This is a genomic window from Rhodanobacter sp. FDAARGOS 1247 (genome assembly GCF_016889805.1).
Taxonomy (GTDB): domain Bacteria; phylum Pseudomonadota; class Gammaproteobacteria; order Xanthomonadales; family Rhodanobacteraceae; genus Rhodanobacter.
The window spans coordinates 1,495,611-1,508,859 of record NZ_CP069535.1; the positions used below are offsets into that span (position 1 = coordinate 1,495,611).

Here is a 13,249-nt window from a genome sequence, read left to right on the forward strand (position 1 = left end):
TACGAAAGCGTATGGATGGAGACTGGCGAGGATGGGGAAGGCCGTCAAGTTGCATTGCGCAAATGCTTGCGGCGCCCCGCGGCGCGCCAGCCACGGCCGGTTCGCGCTGATCTGGGTCAGCCGACCGATGCCGGCGGGCTGGCATAATGGCGGCCCCGCATTCCCCCGAGCAGACATGACACAGGCGAACGAAGCCCTGGTCCGCCAGATCCTTGGCGGCCTTATCGATACCCACACCGGCGCGTCGCTGGGCGAAGCCGTGCGCGCGGTGGGCGTGGACGGCGGCAAGGTCTCGGTTGACCTGCAACTGGGCTATCCGGCGGCCGGCGCCATCGACGTCATCGTCAGCCGGGTGCGCCAGGCGCTGGAGGCCGATCCGGCGATCGAATCGGCCACCGTGTCGGTCACCAGCCGCGTCCACGTGCACAAGGTGCAAGGCACGCTGGGGCCGCTGCCGAACGTGAAGAACATCATCGTGGTCGCCTCGGGCAAGGGCGGAGTGGGCAAGTCGACGGTATCGGCCAACCTGGCGCTGGCGCTGCAGGCCGAGGGCGCCAGGGTCGGCGTGATGGACGCGGACATCTACGGCCCGAGCCAGCCGACCATGCTCGGCGTGCACGGCAAGCCGGCCTCGCCCGACGGCAAGAGCATCCTGCCGATGCAGGCGCATGGCATGCCGGTGATGTCGATCGGCTTCCTGGTGGAAGAGGACACGCCGATGATCTGGCGTGGTCCGATGGTCACCCAGGCGATGATGCAACTGCTCACCGATACGCGCTGGGAGCAGCTCGACTACCTGATCGTCGACCTGCCGCCGGGCACCGGCGACATCCAGCTCACGCTGTCGCAGAAGGTGCCGGTGGCCGGCGCGGTGATCGTCACCACGCCGCAGGACATCGCCCTGCTCGACGCGCGCAAGGCGCTCAAGATGTTCGAGAAGGTCGAGGTGCCGGTGCTCGGCGTGGTGGAGAACATGGCCACCCACGTCTGCTCGCATTGCGGCCACGAGGAAAATATCTTCGGCGAAGGCGGCGGCGAGCGCATGGCCAGCCAGTACGGCGCGGCCTATCTCGGTTCGCTGCCGCTGGACATCCGCATCCGCGAGCAGGCCGACAGCGGCAATCCCACGGTGGCGGCCATGCCCGATTCCGACCTCGCCATGCGCTATCGCGAAATCGCCCGCAACGCGGCGGGCCGCTTGTCGCGCCAGCCGCGCAACAAGTCGCTGGGTCTGGGCAAGATCGTGGTGCAGGGCGCACCCGCCGCATGAGGGTGGCGGCGCAGGTGTTGTGTCTTTCCGGCAGCCTGCGCCGCGTGTCGTCGAACACGGCGGCGCTTGAAGCGGCGTATCGATTGGCGCCATCGACGCTGGGGCTGCTGCTCTACAAGGGGCTCGGCGAACTGCCGCTGTTCAATCCCGATGCGGAGACCGATCCGCTGCCGTCCGCGGTCGCCGAATTGCGCGAAGCGGTGGACTCGGCCGATGCCTTGCTGATCGCCTGTCCCGAGTACGCCCACGGCGTGCCCGGTGCGTTCAAGAACCTGCTGGACTGGCTGGTCGGCAGCCCGGACTTCCCCGGCAAGCCGGTGTTGCTGCTGAACACTGCGGCGCGTGGTTCGTATCACGCGCAGGAGGCGCTGGCCGAGATCCTCACCACCATGTCCGCGCAACTGCTGGCGGCCCAGCCGGTGATGGTGGCCTTGCCTGGCGCCGGCTGCTCGGTGACGCAGGTGCTGGAAAGTGCCGATCGCTGCGCCGAATTGCAGGTGGCGCTGCGGCTGTTGGTGGAAGCGTTGGCGGCGCATTGACGGGCCTCGGCTGGCGCCGCGATGCCCTGACCGTGTATTTTTGCCGACTGCGCCCCGGCCGTTCCGGGCTGCCAAGCCAACCAGCGGAGACAGCGTGAGCATCAAACCCGACAAGTGGATCCGCCGCATGGCCGAGAGTCACGGCATGATCGAGCCGTTCGAGCCGGGCCAGGTGAAGCTGCGCGACGGCAGCAAGCTGATTTCCTACGGCACGTCGAGCTACGGCTACGACGTGCGCTGCGCCCGCGAGTTCAAGATCTTCACCAACATCAACTCCACCATCGTCGACCCGAAGTCGTTCGATCCGACCAGCTTCGTCGACGTCGAGGCGGACGTGTGCATCATCCCGCCGAATTCGTTCGCGCTGGCGCGCACGGTGGAATACTTCCGCATCCCGCGCAAGGTGCTGACGATCTGCCTGGGCAAGAGCACGTATGCGCGCTGCGGCATCATCGTCAACGTGACGCCGCTGGAGCCGGAGTGGGAGGGCCACGTGACGCTGGAGTTCTCCAACACCACGCCGCTGCCCGCAAAAATCTACGCCAACGAAGGCGTGGCGCAGATGCTGTTCCTCGAATCCGACGAGGAATGCGAAACCAGCTACAAGGACCGCGGCGGCAAGTACCAGGGCCAGCAGGGCGTGACCTTGCCGCGTACCTGAATGCCGTGACCGGACGGGCCCCCTGGGCACGTCAGTCGTCGCAGTCCGCGCTACACTTCCATCGATCCCGTCGTTCGATGGCTTCCATGTCCGATTGCTTCCAGGAGACCCGCATGATCCGTTTTTCCACGATGCTTAAGCGAGCCGCGGCCGCGCTCATGCTGGGCGGCGTGCTGGTGCTCGCCGGTTGCCACTCCGGCAGCACCAAAAGCGACGTCAGCACCGCTTCGATGAATGGGCAGTTCGACGCCACCATCGAGTCCTACAAGGATGGCCAGTTCCTGCTGGATGGCGCCGTGCTATCCGCACTCGACATGGGCAGCCACTTTGCCTATCTGAAGGATCAGGGGAAGCTGCCAAAAACCGTTCTGCTGCTGCCCAGCGACGATGCGAAGATCCGCAAGCGGCACCTGGAATACATGGCGCGGATGCAGATGGACTACGGCTTCACCGTGTTCTACGACAACAAGGGCACGCTGACCAAGATCAATCCGGTCGATACCAAGGCTCGTGAGCTGGAAGACCATCATGCACCGTCGGCTCTGCCCGACGAGCAGAAAGGCAAGTCGGCCAGCAGCGGCGGCTTCGATCCGGAGAATCAGCACTGATCGCATGCTGGTCGCCCGTGGTGGACGCGCAGTTGCATTGACGACGGCGAAGTTCGATCTGCGGCATGAACTCCATGAAGAAGGGCCGCAGCGCGCTGCGGCCCTTTCTTTTGACAGGCCGGGTCAGTTGGCGAGTGCGCCCTGCAGCGCGGCAATCAGCTGCTCGCGTTGCGCGGACGCGTAGGCCATCGCGCTGCCGTTTCCCCACACCGGCCCCGGCCAGGCGGCGTCACCATCGCGACGCCCGACCACGTGCACATGCAGTTGCCGCACGATATTGCCCAGGGCGCCCAGGTTGAGCTTGTCGAACGGTGCCACGGCACGAAGCGCAGCGCCAGCGCGGCCCACCTCCTGCCACAGCAGGGTCTGCTCGTGGCTGCCGAGGTCGCTGACCTCGACCAGGCCGGTTCGACGCGGCACCAGGATCAGCCACGGATAGCGCGCGTCATTCATCAGCAAAACGTCGCACAAGGACAGTGAGGCCACCGGGCAGGTATCGGCTGCCAGTCGCGGGTCGAGGATGAAGCCCGCCTCGCTCATGCTGCGCCGGCCAGATGCTGGTCGAAGAAGGCCAGCGTGCGCTGCAGTGCGAGCCGGGCGCTGGCCTCGTGGTAGCTCGGGCTGCCATCGCGGTTGAACGCGTGATCGGCGGGATAGGTGAAGGTGTCCATTTGCGGCAACGCCTCGCGATGTTTCGCCACCGCTTCGGGCGTGATGCTGTGGTCTTTCTCGCCGAAGTGGAACATCACCGGCGCCTTCGGTGTTTCGTGCAGGAACGGCAGGTTGCGCGCGCCGTAATAGCTCACGGACGGCAGCCCCAGACGCAGTGCGGCGAGCAGCGCGACGGTGCCGCCCCAGCAATAGCCGACCGTGCCGATCCTGCCGGCCGAGCTGATCGATTCGGCGGCGCTGGCCACGTCCTCGAGCGCGCGCTCGAGCCCCAGTTCCGCCACCAGCTGTTTGCCGCGATTCGCGCCGACCATGTCATAGGGCAATTCCACGCCGCTTTCCAGCCGGTCGAAGAACGCGGGTGCGATCGCGGTATAGCCGTGGTCGGCGAAGCGGTCGGCAAGGTCACGGATGTGCGCGGTGACGCCGAAGATTTCCTGGATCACCACGATGCCGCCCTTCGGCGTGCCCGCCGGTTGGGCCAGGTAGGCGCCGATGCACTGCGTGCCGGAGGTGGGGATGTTGATGGACTGGCCCATGGTGCGGCTCCTGCGGGGGAGTGACGATTCTAGGCATTGTGGCGAGCAGGGAACAGGGAACAGGGAACAACAGCGAACGCGAACGCGGCGATGCTCTGGCCGTTCCCCGTTCCCCGTTCCCCGTTCCCCGTTCCCCGTTCCCCATTCCCCATTCCCCATTCCCCATTCCCCATTCCCCATTCCCCATTCCCCATTCCCCATTCCCCATTCCCCATTCCCCCGTTCCCGTATAATCGCCTGTTACCCCACAGCTTTTCACGGTAACCCGGCCATGTCCCAGGCTTCGCACAAGATCGGTTTCGTCAGCCTCGGCTGCCCCAAGGCGCTGGTCGATTCCGAGCGCATCCTTACCCAGTTGAAGGTCGAGGGTTACCAGATCGTGCCCAGCTACAACGAGGCCGACGCGGTGGTGGTGAATACCTGCGGCTTCATCGACGCGGCGGTGCAGGAGTCGCTGGATTCGATCGGCACGGCGCTCAACGAGAACGGCAAGGTCATCGTCACCGGTTGCCTGGGCAAGCGCGAGGCGCTGATCCGCGAGGCGTATCCGGACGTGCTGTCGGTCAGCGGCCCGCAGGACTACGCCAGTGTGATGACGGCGGTGCACAAGGCGCTGCCGCCGGTGCGCAACAAGTTCATCGACATCGTGCCGGACACGGGCGTGAAGCTGACCCCGAAGCACTATGCCTACCTGAAGATTTCCGAAGGCTGCAATCACCGCTGCAGCTTCTGCATCATTCCCTCGATGCGCGGCAACCTGGTCTCGCGCCCGGTCGACGAGGTGCTGCTGGAGGCCGAGCGCCTGGTCAAGGGCGGCGTGAAGGAGTTGCTGGTGATCTCGCAGGACACCAGCGCCTACGGCGTGGACCTGAAATACGCCGAGCGCGAGTGGCGCGGCAAGGCGTATCGCACGCGCATGACCGAGCTGTGCGAAGGCCTGTCGGAACTTGGCGTGTGGGCACGCCTGCACTACGTCTATCCGTATCCGCACGTGGACGAGGTGATGCCGCTGATGGCAGCCGGCAAGCTGCTGCCATACCTGGACATCCCGTTCCAGCACGCCAGCCCACGCATCCTGAAACTGATGAAGCGCCCGGGCAACATCGACCGGACGCTGGAGCGCATCCAGAACTGGCGCAGGCAGGTACCGGACCTGACCATCCGCAGCACCTTCATCGTCGGCTTCCCCGGCGAGACCGAGGCGGAGTTCGGGGAATTGCTGGATTTCCTGCGCGAGGCAGAGCTCGATCGCGTGGGGGCGTTCGCCTATTCGCCGGTCGATGGCGCGAAGGCGAACGAGCTGCCCGACCCGGTCTCCGAGGAGCTGAAGGAAGACCGGCTGGAACAGTTCATGGCGGTGCAGGCGGAAATCTCCGCCGCGAAACTGCAGCGCAAGATCGGCCGCACGATCAAGGTGCTGGTCGACGAGGCCGGCGCCGGTGGTGCGGTGGCGCGTTCGGCCGCCGATGCGCCGGAGATCGACGGCAGCGTGCTGATCGCCGACGGCCAGGGGCTGCGTCCGGGCCAGTTCGTCGAGGTGGTGGTGGAGTCGGCCAGCGAGCACGACCTGCACGCACGGCTGGCCCATCCGCAGCTCAAGGTCGTCTAGTACCCGCCATGCGCTACGTCGCGCCGGCCCGCGACTGCGTCGATCCGGCGGTGTTCGCGCGGATGCCACTGGCGGCCTGGCGCGAATGGGCCGATCTGCTCGAAGGCGCGCGCTGGCCAACGATCGACGCGTTGAACCGACACTGGCCGCACGACAGCCGCCCGCGATTCGTGGCGCAAACCCCCGCCTTGCTGGACGACGGCCTGCATTACGAACAGCGCATCGCCGAGCGTGGCCAGATCGCCACCCGTGAAGGCAACTGGCACGACCTTCTCAACGCGCTGGTCTGGCTTCGTCATGCCGGCCTGAAACAGGCGCTCAACGATCGCCAGGTTGTCGAGATCGCACGGATGGGGCCCAAGCGTCGTTCGCGCGCCCAATATGCGTTGACCCACTTCGACGAGGGCGGCGTCATGGTCGGCACCAGCGATCGCTCGCTGCTGGAGCTGTGGGATGCCCATGACTGGCACGGCCTGTTCTGGCGCAGGCGGCAGGCCTGGCTGGACGGAACGATCCGGTTGGAGCTGTTCGGTCATGCCCTGCTGGAGCTGGCGTTGAACCCGGGCAAGCTGCTGGTGGCCAAGGCGCTGGTGTTTCATGCCGACGCCGGGAGCGATCTGGCGGCGCCGTGCGCCACGGCCATCCGCTCTGGTCAGCTGTTGAATGATCCGCTCGAACTGCGGCCGCTGCCATTGTCCGGACTGCCGGGCTGGGGTGAGCACAACGCCGATGAGGCCTTCCACCTGACCACGCCCTGCTATCAGCCGCGTCGCGCGGGGCGCAATTATCCGCCGCCCTTCGTGGCGGGCCAGGCCTGAGCCCACGCCTTGCCCCGCCGGCCGATCACGACTATATACAGTGCATCGGGACACGGCTCGGGGAGTGCACGGCATTGGCCATCGCAAGCGCTTGGTGGGGCCATCGGCGGGGCAGACGCTGGTTCATGTCACTGGTCGTGGCGCTGTGCATGGCGCTGTTCGGCATCGGCCCTGCGGCGGCGGCGAAGGTGCCTGCTCCCGCGGAGACACCGATCCGTTTCGGCATCCTGCCGATCGGCAGCGCCGCCGAGTCCCTCGAGCAATGGCGTCCCCTGCTGGATGACGTCAGCAGGCGACTGCACCGCGAGGTGGTCACGGTCTCGGTGGGCAGTTATGCCAGCCTGTCCAGTGCGATCGCCGGACAGCGGGTCGACGTCGCGTTCCTGTCCGGCCGGCTGGCCGTCGAGGCGGTGACCCGGCAGAACATGCAGGTGTTCGCGCAGTTCCAGCGCAGCGACGGTGCGCGAGGCAACGTGGCCACCCTGGTGGTGCGCGACGACAGCCCGATCCGCAACCTCGACGACCTGCTTGCCACGCCCGGTCAGGGCTGGCGTTACGCCCGCAGCGAGCACCTGTCGGTGACCGGCTACATCGCGCCCGAGGCCTATGTCTTCGCGCCGAAGGGACTCAACTCGGACACCTTTTTCGCCAGCGTGCGGGTGGGCGATCACCAGAGCAACTTGCTGGCCGTGGTCAACCGCGAGGCGGACGTGACCAGCAGCAACAACCCCGACATGGATCTGTTTCGCCGCAACTTTCCCCGCGAAGCGGCCCAGCTCAGGGTGATCTGGCGTTCGCAGCTGATTCCCTCCGGCGTGCTGGTGATCCGCGACGGCATGTCCCGGCGGTTGCGCCAGAAACTGACCGCGATCCTGCTCGACTACGGCAAGTCGCGCGGCGAGGCGGGCGAGCGGGAGCGCGCCGCGCTGGCGCGCATTCCGGATCTCGGCGGCTTCGTGGCGGTGGACAGTCGTGTGCTGACGCCGTTTGTCGACATGCAGTACACGCTGTTGCGGCAACAGGCCAGCCACGGTCAATGGGTCAGCCCGCAAGCCCTGCAGAATCGACTGGCGAAGATCGAGCAGGAACATCGGCAGGCCTTGCGGCTGCTGTCGCCGCATGGGGATGCAGACGGCAAATAGGCAGGCGGGCCATCCGGATTGCCGTTCAGGCTCCGTCGTCGGCGTAACTCACGGCGACGATCGCGAACTCCGTGGGGCCACCGGGAAGCTCCGCCACGAATTCGTCCTCGACGCGCCGTTTCAGCACCGCCCGCGCCAGCGGCGAATCAATGCTGATGAAGCCACGCCGTGCATCGGTCTCGTCCGGGCCGACGATGCGGTAGCGGACGATCTCGCCGGTGTCGGTGTTCTCAAGCTCGATGTGCGCGCCAAAGAACACCGCGCGGCGATCGGCCGGTGCGCCTTCGGCCACCTTCAGCGCGGGAATGCGCTTGCTGAGATAGCGCGCCCGGCGATCGATTTCGCCGAGCTGCTTCTTGCGATAGGTGTACTCGGCATTCTCCGAGCGGTCACCCTCGGCCGCCGCCGCGGCCAGCGCCTTGACCACCTCCGGACGGCGCACGTGCCACAGATGATCGAGTTCGGCCTTGAGCTGCTCGAAGCCCTCGCGGGTGATGATCGCGGTGGAGCCGGGTGAGGGTGGTCGCCAGCGGCTCACGCAGCAACGCGCCTCAACGCTTGCCGCCGAAAATGCCGCCCAGCACGCCGCGCAGGATCTGCCGGCCGAGCTGGCTGCCCGCGGTGCGCACCATCTGCTTGCCCATCGTCTCGATCATGCCCTGGCGGCGCTTGGTGCCGAACAGGGCGTCGTGCACCGCGCCGCCCCAGCCGCTTTCCGCTTCCTTCGCGGCGCCCTTGGCCGGCGCATCGGCCGCCACGGTGGCGGCATCGGCGGCCTTTTCCTCGGCGCGCCTGGCCAGCATCTCGGCGGCCGATTCGCGATTGACGGCAGTGTCGTATTTCGCGCCCACCGGCGAGCGCTGGCGGATGGTGCCGCGCTCGGCGTCGGTGATCGCGCCGATGCGGCAGCACGGCGTGGTCACCAGCACCTGTTCCACCGGCGTCGGCACGCCGCCATTGGCCAGAGTGGAAGCCAGCGCCTCGCCCACGGCCAGCTTGGTGATGGCCTCGGTGACGTCGAGCTTCGGGTTGACGACGAAGGTTTCCGCCGCCGCCTTGACCGCCTTCTGGTCGCGCGGGGTGAACGCGCGCAGGGCGTGCTGGATGCGGTTGCCGAGCTGGCCCAGGATCACGCCGGGCACATCGTCGGGATTCTGCGAGCAGAAGTACACGCCCACGCCCTTGGAGCGGATCAGCCGCACCACCTGTTCGACCCGTTGCAGCAACGCCGGCGAGGCGTCGTCGAACAACAGATGTGCCTCGTCGAAGAAGAACACCATCTTCGGCTGGTCGAGGTCGCCCACTTCGGGCAGCTGCTCGAACAGCTCGGACAGCAGCCACAGCAGGAAGGTGGAGTACAGCCGCGGCTTCATGATCAGCTGGTCGGCGGCCAGCACGTTGATGATGCCGCGGCCGCTCATGTCCTGGCGCATCAGGTCGGCCAGTTCCAGCGCCGGTTCGCCGAAGAACTGGTCGGCGCCGTCGCTTTCGAGTTTCAGCAGCGCGCGCTGGATCGCCGCGATGCTCTGCGTGCTGATCAGGCCGTACTGGGTGGACAGCGCCTTGGCGTTCTCGGCGGCGTAGGTGAGCAGGGCGCGCAGGTCGGCCAGGTCCAGCAGCAGCCAGCCCTGGTCGTCGGCGGCCTTGAACACCACTTCGAGCACGCCTTCCTGGGTGTCGTTCAATTCCAGCACGCGGCCGAGCAGGGTGGGGCCCATCTCGCTGACGGTGGCGCGCACCGGATGGCCGAGTTTGCCGTAGATGTCCCAGAACACCACCGGGTTCGCCTGCGCTTTCCAGTCGGTGAGCTTGAGCCTGGCCAGCCGCGCCTTGAGCTTGTCGCCCGGCTCACCGGCGGCCATCGCCAGGCCGGCCAGGTCACCCTTGGCGTCGGCCAGGAAACACGGCACGCCGAGGCGCGAGAAGCCCTCGGCCAGCACCATCAGCGAGACGGATTTTCCGGTGCCGGTGGCGCCGGCGATCATGCCGTGGCGGTTGCCGTAGTGCGGGTCCAGGTTGACGCTGGTGCTGTCGTTGCGGCCGATCAGGATCTCGGTCATGGCGTTCCATCCGGTGGTGTTTGCGTGATTGTAGCCAGAGCGTCGCGTGGCGGCGTGCGTTGAGTCGAGTCCCCGCGCCCGCTATGGTGGGCGTTTTCCGGGGGTGATGTTTCTGATGTTGTCGTGTTCGGTGATGCGTTCCATCCGCCTGGCGTCGATCGCCGTGGCGGCCAGTCTTCTTGGTGCCTGTGCCAGCGGCCCGGCGAAACCTTCGGCCCAGGTCGGTGCGCTGTACGGCGAACTCGACGTCGCCAGCAAGGGATACGAAACCGCCTTGCAGCAATCGCGCGAGGGCGACCTGCAGGCCTCGCAGGCGACCCTGACCCGGTCGCTGGATCGCCTGAAGGATGCATCGGCGCGCTGCGGGAATACGGCAGGCTGTGATCCGCAGCGCTTCTTCTCGACCTTTGATCACCTGCTGCGCCTGAAAGACGGTGATTTCGGCGGCGCGCAGGACCTGGACAGCGACGTCGATCCCGCGCAGGCGGCGCAGGCCATTGCCGGCAAGACCGGCGCGGCCAGCCTGCCGCAGGCCCAGCGCAGCGTGACCTTGCTGCATGGCCAGAAGCTTTCGCAGCTGATCGCGATGAACGGCCCGGTCAAGGCCGCGCTGGAGATGTGGCTGACCCAGTGGCGACCGCAATTGATGGACGCGTACGTCAACTATCAATACATGCGCTACCAGATGTGGCCAGCCTACGAGAAGGCGGACCTGCCCGAGGCGCTGCTGTTCGGCATCATGGCCAAGGAATCCGGCGGCAAGGTCCACGCGGTCTCGCGTTCGGGTGCGGCAGGCCCGTTGCAGTTCATGTACGCCACCGGCATGCGCTTCGGCCTGGTCAGCGACGACGGCTTCGACACCCGCTTCGATCCGGCGGCCTCGGCGCGTGCCAATGCCGAGTACATGAACGAGCAGCTGCGGATCTTCAACGACAACCTCGAACTGACCATCGCCGCCTACAACGGCGGCGAAGGCCGCATCCGGCGGCTGGTCGGCGACGACACCTCGGTGAGTTTCTACGATCCGCGGATCTACAACGACCTGTCGCAGGAGACCCGCGATTACGTGCCCGCGGTGCTGGCCGCGGCCTGGCTGTTCCAGCATCCGGACAGCTACAACCTGCGCTTCCCCCGGCTCGACGTCGTGCCCGGCACGATCACCCTGAAGCGGCCTGCGTCGCTGTCGGAGCTGACCGTCTGCCTCGGTTCGGCGGGTGGCATGAGCGACGGCTGGTTCCGCACGCTGCGCAACCTCAATCCCCGGCTCGATCCTCAGGTGAGCCAGCCGGCCGGCACCGTGTTGCAGTTGCCGAAAGTCCTGGAGCAGGCCTACGCCTCGCGTTGCGTCGAAGGTCCGTGGCCGATCCTGGCCAGCGACCTGCACAAGGCGGTCATCCCGGTGGTCGCCACACCGGTAGCGAAGGCGCCGGCGAAGAGCCGGGGCACGAAGAACTATCGGGTGCGCCGCGGCGATACGCTGATCAGCATCGTGCGCAAGCTGCAGTGTTCGAGCGTGCAGGAGATTGCCGAGATGAATGGCATCCGCCACCAGCATCTGCGCATCGGTCAGCAGCTGAAGTTGCCGGTCTGTCGCTGAGGGGTTGTGATTTTTTCAACCTCGAAGCCCGGCAAGGGATGGCCGGACGCGGATCGGGCACGCAAGTGCCTGATTCGCGTGAGCGAGTCCGGGCGTGTACCGGACTCGCGATAGAAGAAAACCACAGGATCGTGGTTTTCTTCACAGGCATTGAGCGGCGCGACCGGCAGCCGTTCAGGCGACGGCGGTCTGCTGCATCCAGCTGTCGACCGTGTTGCCCTGGCTCTGCGCTTCCTTCAGTTCGCGCAGCAGCTGCATCAGCTGGCGGTACTGCGGCTGCAGGCTCGCGTGGGGCGAGTTCTTGGTCTCGTGGTAGGCCACGGCCAGCCACAGCGCGATGCCGCGCATCGCCACTTCGGCATTGCCCGAACGGGCGCGCTCGTAGCCGGCTTCGGTGCCCTGGCCCCAGGGCAGGTAGCGCGCTTCGGGGGCGGTGCCGTGCAGGTGCGGGAAATCGCTGCGTGACGCCTGGCCGATTTCGCGCAGGGTGAGGGTGCTGAGGCGCTCATGGCTGCGCTTGGGCAGCGCCCGGACAATGCGTTCGATGTCGCGGAATTGGCGGCCAAGCTGGCGCGCGCGCATCATCACAAGGAATGGCGTCAATATTTGCATGAGATCCCCTCGGCGCTTGAATTCAACCGTGCCCCCTGCGCACGACTCCGACGCGGAGTGTAGCGGGTCAAACCGGTCAATTGCGCGCAGGACGTCACATACTGACGTGTCGCGTCAGGTCGGCCGGCCGCGCCGGCGACTTTCCGGCGGGGTCGACCCTCCGCCAGCGGGGCTGCTTCAGCCCGGGCGGTGACCCAGCCGCTGGCCCACCTGCACGGCCTGCTGCGGCGCGAGCGGATCCAGCTCGGCCATGCCTTCGGGCAACAGCATGATCACGGTGGAACCCATGTTGAAGCGCGCCATCTCGGCGAAACGCTCCAGGGTGATGTTCTGGCCGGCGAAGGACTTGCGCCTGATCGACGAGGCGTAGGGCGGAATCACCAGGCCGTCCCACACGGTGGCCACCGACGAGACCAGGATCGCGCCCACCATCACCACCACGAACGGCCCGTGCTCGCCATCGAAGTGGCAGACCAGCCGCTCGTTGCGGGCGAACAGGCGGGGGATTGCGGCCACCGCGAACGGCGCCACGCTGAAGATCCGGCCAGGCACATGCACGGTTTCGCGCAGCGTGCCCTGCAGCGGCATGTGCACCCGGTGGTAGTCGCGGGGCGACAGGTAGACGGTGACGAAGCGGCCGTTGTGGAAGGGGGCTGCCGCGGCCTCGTCGCCGCCGAGCAGTTCGGCGGCGGTGTATTCCTGCCCCTTGGCCTGGAAGATGCGCCCCTCGACGATGGCGCCGGACTGGCTGATGCGGCCGTCGGCAGGCGAGACCAGGGCGGCCGGATCGGCGTCGGCACGGCGTGCGTCCGGGCGCAGCTTGCGGGTGAAGAACGCATTGAAGTGCTGGTAGGCCAGCGGGTCGGGCTGCGCCGCCTCGGCCATGTTCACCTGGTAATTGCGCACGATGGTGGTGATCAGCCAGTTCTTCCACGGCGCGAAGGTCCAGCGCGTGGCCCAGTAGACCAGGCGCGACAGGAAGCGGTGGGGCAGGGCGTACTGAAGGAATACTTTGAAAGTCATCCGCCCAGTATAGAGGGATACCGGCGCCGTTCACCCCGGGCGCAGGTTTGCAGGTGGAACGACCGGCCACTCGTGGTGATGCCCCTCGACTCCGCTGCGCCA

At 66.8% G+C, this 13,249-nt stretch carries 14 protein-coding genes; 8 read left to right on the top strand and 6 right to left on the bottom strand.

The genetic code is table 11. The features are described from left to right. Positions 1 to 175: 175 nt before the first annotated feature. The 4 genes from apbC to I6J77_RS06715 all read left to right on the top strand — a co-directional run bounded on the left by apbC (position 176) and on the right by I6J77_RS06715 (position 3,078). Positions 176 to 1,270, top strand: coding sequence for an iron-sulfur cluster carrier protein ApbC (apbC, locus tag I6J77_RS06700; protein WP_204111029.1), 1,095 nt, complete (start codon positions 176 to 178; stop codon positions 1,268 to 1,270). After that, positions 1,267 to 1,809: an NADPH-dependent FMN reductase gene (locus tag I6J77_RS06705; RefSeq protein ID WP_204111030.1), complete on the top strand. Its 543-nt coding sequence runs from the start codon at positions 1,267 to 1,269 to the stop codon at positions 1,807 to 1,809. Before apbC ends, I6J77_RS06705 begins: the two co-directional genes overlap by 4 nt. 94 nt (positions 1,810 to 1,903) lie before the next feature. Beyond that, complete coding sequence (gene dcd, locus I6J77_RS06710; RefSeq protein ID WP_056718709.1) at positions 1,904 to 2,470, top strand: dCTP deaminase; 567 nt, start codon at positions 1,904 to 1,906, stop codon at positions 2,468 to 2,470. Between the two features lie 113 nt (positions 2,471 to 2,583). Next, entirely contained in the window at positions 2,584 to 3,078 is a 495-nt protein-coding gene (locus I6J77_RS06715) for a hypothetical protein (RefSeq protein WP_204111031.1), read from the top strand. A 123-nt stretch (positions 3,079 to 3,201) separates the two neighbouring features. Here the strand turns inward: I6J77_RS06715 and I6J77_RS06720 are convergent, their stop codons facing one another. Next, positions 3,202 to 3,618, bottom strand: coding sequence for an HIT domain-containing protein (locus I6J77_RS06720; protein WP_204111032.1), 417 nt, complete (start codon positions 3,616 to 3,618; stop codon positions 3,202 to 3,204). After that, a complete protein-coding gene (locus I6J77_RS06725) occupies positions 3,615 to 4,286 on the bottom strand; it encodes a dienelactone hydrolase family protein (RefSeq protein WP_204111033.1) in 672 nt (223 codons plus the stop codon). The genes I6J77_RS06720 and I6J77_RS06725 overlap by 4 nt, the downstream gene beginning before the upstream one ends. Positions 4,287 to 4,557: 271 nt before the next feature. Between I6J77_RS06725 and rimO the strand changes: the two genes are divergently transcribed. The 3 genes from rimO to I6J77_RS06740 all read left to right on the top strand — a co-directional run bounded on the left by rimO (position 4,558) and on the right by I6J77_RS06740 (position 7,855). Further along, a complete protein-coding gene (gene rimO / locus I6J77_RS06730) occupies positions 4,558 to 5,895 on the top strand; it encodes a 30S ribosomal protein S12 methylthiotransferase RimO (RefSeq protein WP_204111034.1) in 1,338 nt (445 codons plus the stop codon). Between the two features lie 8 nt (positions 5,896 to 5,903). Beyond that, positions 5,904 to 6,713 (top strand): DUF3025 domain-containing protein, encoded by an 810-nt coding sequence (locus I6J77_RS06735; RefSeq protein ID WP_204111035.1) that lies wholly within the window; start codon positions 5,904 to 5,906, stop codon positions 6,711 to 6,713. A 125-nt stretch (positions 6,714 to 6,838) separates the two neighbouring features. Further along, complete coding sequence (locus I6J77_RS06740; protein WP_204111036.1) at positions 6,839 to 7,855, top strand: phosphate/phosphite/phosphonate ABC transporter substrate-binding protein; 1,017 nt, start codon at positions 6,839 to 6,841, stop codon at positions 7,853 to 7,855. Positions 7,856 to 7,880: 25 nt separating this feature from the next. Here the strand turns inward: I6J77_RS06740 and greB are convergent, their stop codons facing one another. Together greB and I6J77_RS06750 are read right to left on the bottom strand one after the other, a co-directional pair. Beyond that, a complete protein-coding gene (gene greB / locus I6J77_RS06745) occupies positions 7,881 to 8,393 on the bottom strand; it encodes a transcription elongation factor GreB (RefSeq protein ID WP_204111037.1) in 513 nt (170 codons plus the stop codon). A gap of 13 nt (positions 8,394 to 8,406) precedes the next feature. Beyond that, on the bottom strand, positions 8,407 to 9,915 hold the full coding sequence (locus I6J77_RS06750; protein ID WP_204111038.1) for a helicase HerA-like domain-containing protein: 1,509 nt from the start codon (positions 9,913 to 9,915) through the stop codon (positions 8,407 to 8,409). A 115-nt stretch (positions 9,916 to 10,030) separates the two neighbouring features. On the opposite strand from I6J77_RS06750, the gene I6J77_RS06755 reads away from it, so the two are divergent. Continuing rightward, positions 10,031 to 11,512, top strand: a complete 1,482-nt coding sequence (locus tag I6J77_RS06755; RefSeq protein ID WP_204111039.1) for a lytic transglycosylase domain-containing protein — start codon at positions 10,031 to 10,033, stop codon at positions 11,510 to 11,512. A 174-nt stretch (positions 11,513 to 11,686) separates the two neighbouring features. On the opposite strand, the gene I6J77_RS06760 is transcribed toward I6J77_RS06755, so the two are convergent. Continuing rightward, the gene (locus I6J77_RS06760) at positions 11,687 to 12,124 is read right to left on the bottom strand and encodes a hypothetical protein (RefSeq protein WP_056718718.1); all 438 of its coding nucleotides are present in this window, start codon (positions 12,122 to 12,124) and stop codon (positions 11,687 to 11,689) included. 177 nt (positions 12,125 to 12,301) lie between these two features. Further along, a complete protein-coding gene (asd, locus tag I6J77_RS06765) occupies positions 12,302 to 13,147 on the bottom strand; it encodes an archaetidylserine decarboxylase (protein WP_056765752.1) in 846 nt (281 codons plus the stop codon). Positions 13,148 to 13,249 lie beyond the last annotated feature (102 nt).

Bases quoted from the DNA above. Each gene is read 5' to 3' on its own strand.
- apbC (WP_204111029.1), top strand. From the start codon at position 176: ATGACACAGGCGAACGAAGCCCTGGTCCGCCAGATCCTTGGCGGCCTT.
- I6J77_RS06705 (WP_204111030.1), top strand. From the start codon at position 1,267: ATGAGGGTGGCGGCGCAGGTGTTGTGTCTTTCCGGCAGCCTGCGCCGC.
- I6J77_RS06715 (WP_204111031.1), top strand. From the start codon at position 2,584: ATGATCCGTTTTTCCACGATGCTTAAGCGAGCCGCGGCCGCGCTCATG.
- I6J77_RS06720 (WP_204111032.1), bottom strand. From the start codon at position 3,618: ATGAGCGAGGCGGGCTTCATCCTCGACCCGCGACTGGCAGCCGATACC.
- I6J77_RS06725 (WP_204111033.1), bottom strand. From the start codon at position 4,286: ATGGGCCAGTCCATCAACATCCCCACCTCCGGCACGCAGTGCATCGGC.
- rimO (WP_204111034.1), top strand. From the start codon at position 4,558: ATGTCCCAGGCTTCGCACAAGATCGGTTTCGTCAGCCTCGGCTGCCCC.
- I6J77_RS06735 (WP_204111035.1), top strand. From the start codon at position 5,904: ATGCGCTACGTCGCGCCGGCCCGCGACTGCGTCGATCCGGCGGTGTTC.
- I6J77_RS06740 (WP_204111036.1), top strand. From the start codon at position 6,839: ATGTCACTGGTCGTGGCGCTGTGCATGGCGCTGTTCGGCATCGGCCCT.
- I6J77_RS06750 (WP_204111038.1), bottom strand. From the start codon at position 9,915: ATGACCGAGATCCTGATCGGCCGCAACGACAGCACCAGCGTCAACCTG.
- I6J77_RS06755 (WP_204111039.1), top strand. From the start codon at position 10,031: ATGTTGTCGTGTTCGGTGATGCGTTCCATCCGCCTGGCGTCGATCGCC.
- I6J77_RS06760 (WP_056718718.1), bottom strand. From the start codon at position 12,124: ATGCAAATATTGACGCCATTCCTTGTGATGATGCGCGCGCGCCAGCTT.
- asd (WP_056765752.1), bottom strand. From the start codon at position 13,147: ATGACTTTCAAAGTATTCCTTCAGTACGCCCTGCCCCACCGCTTCCTG.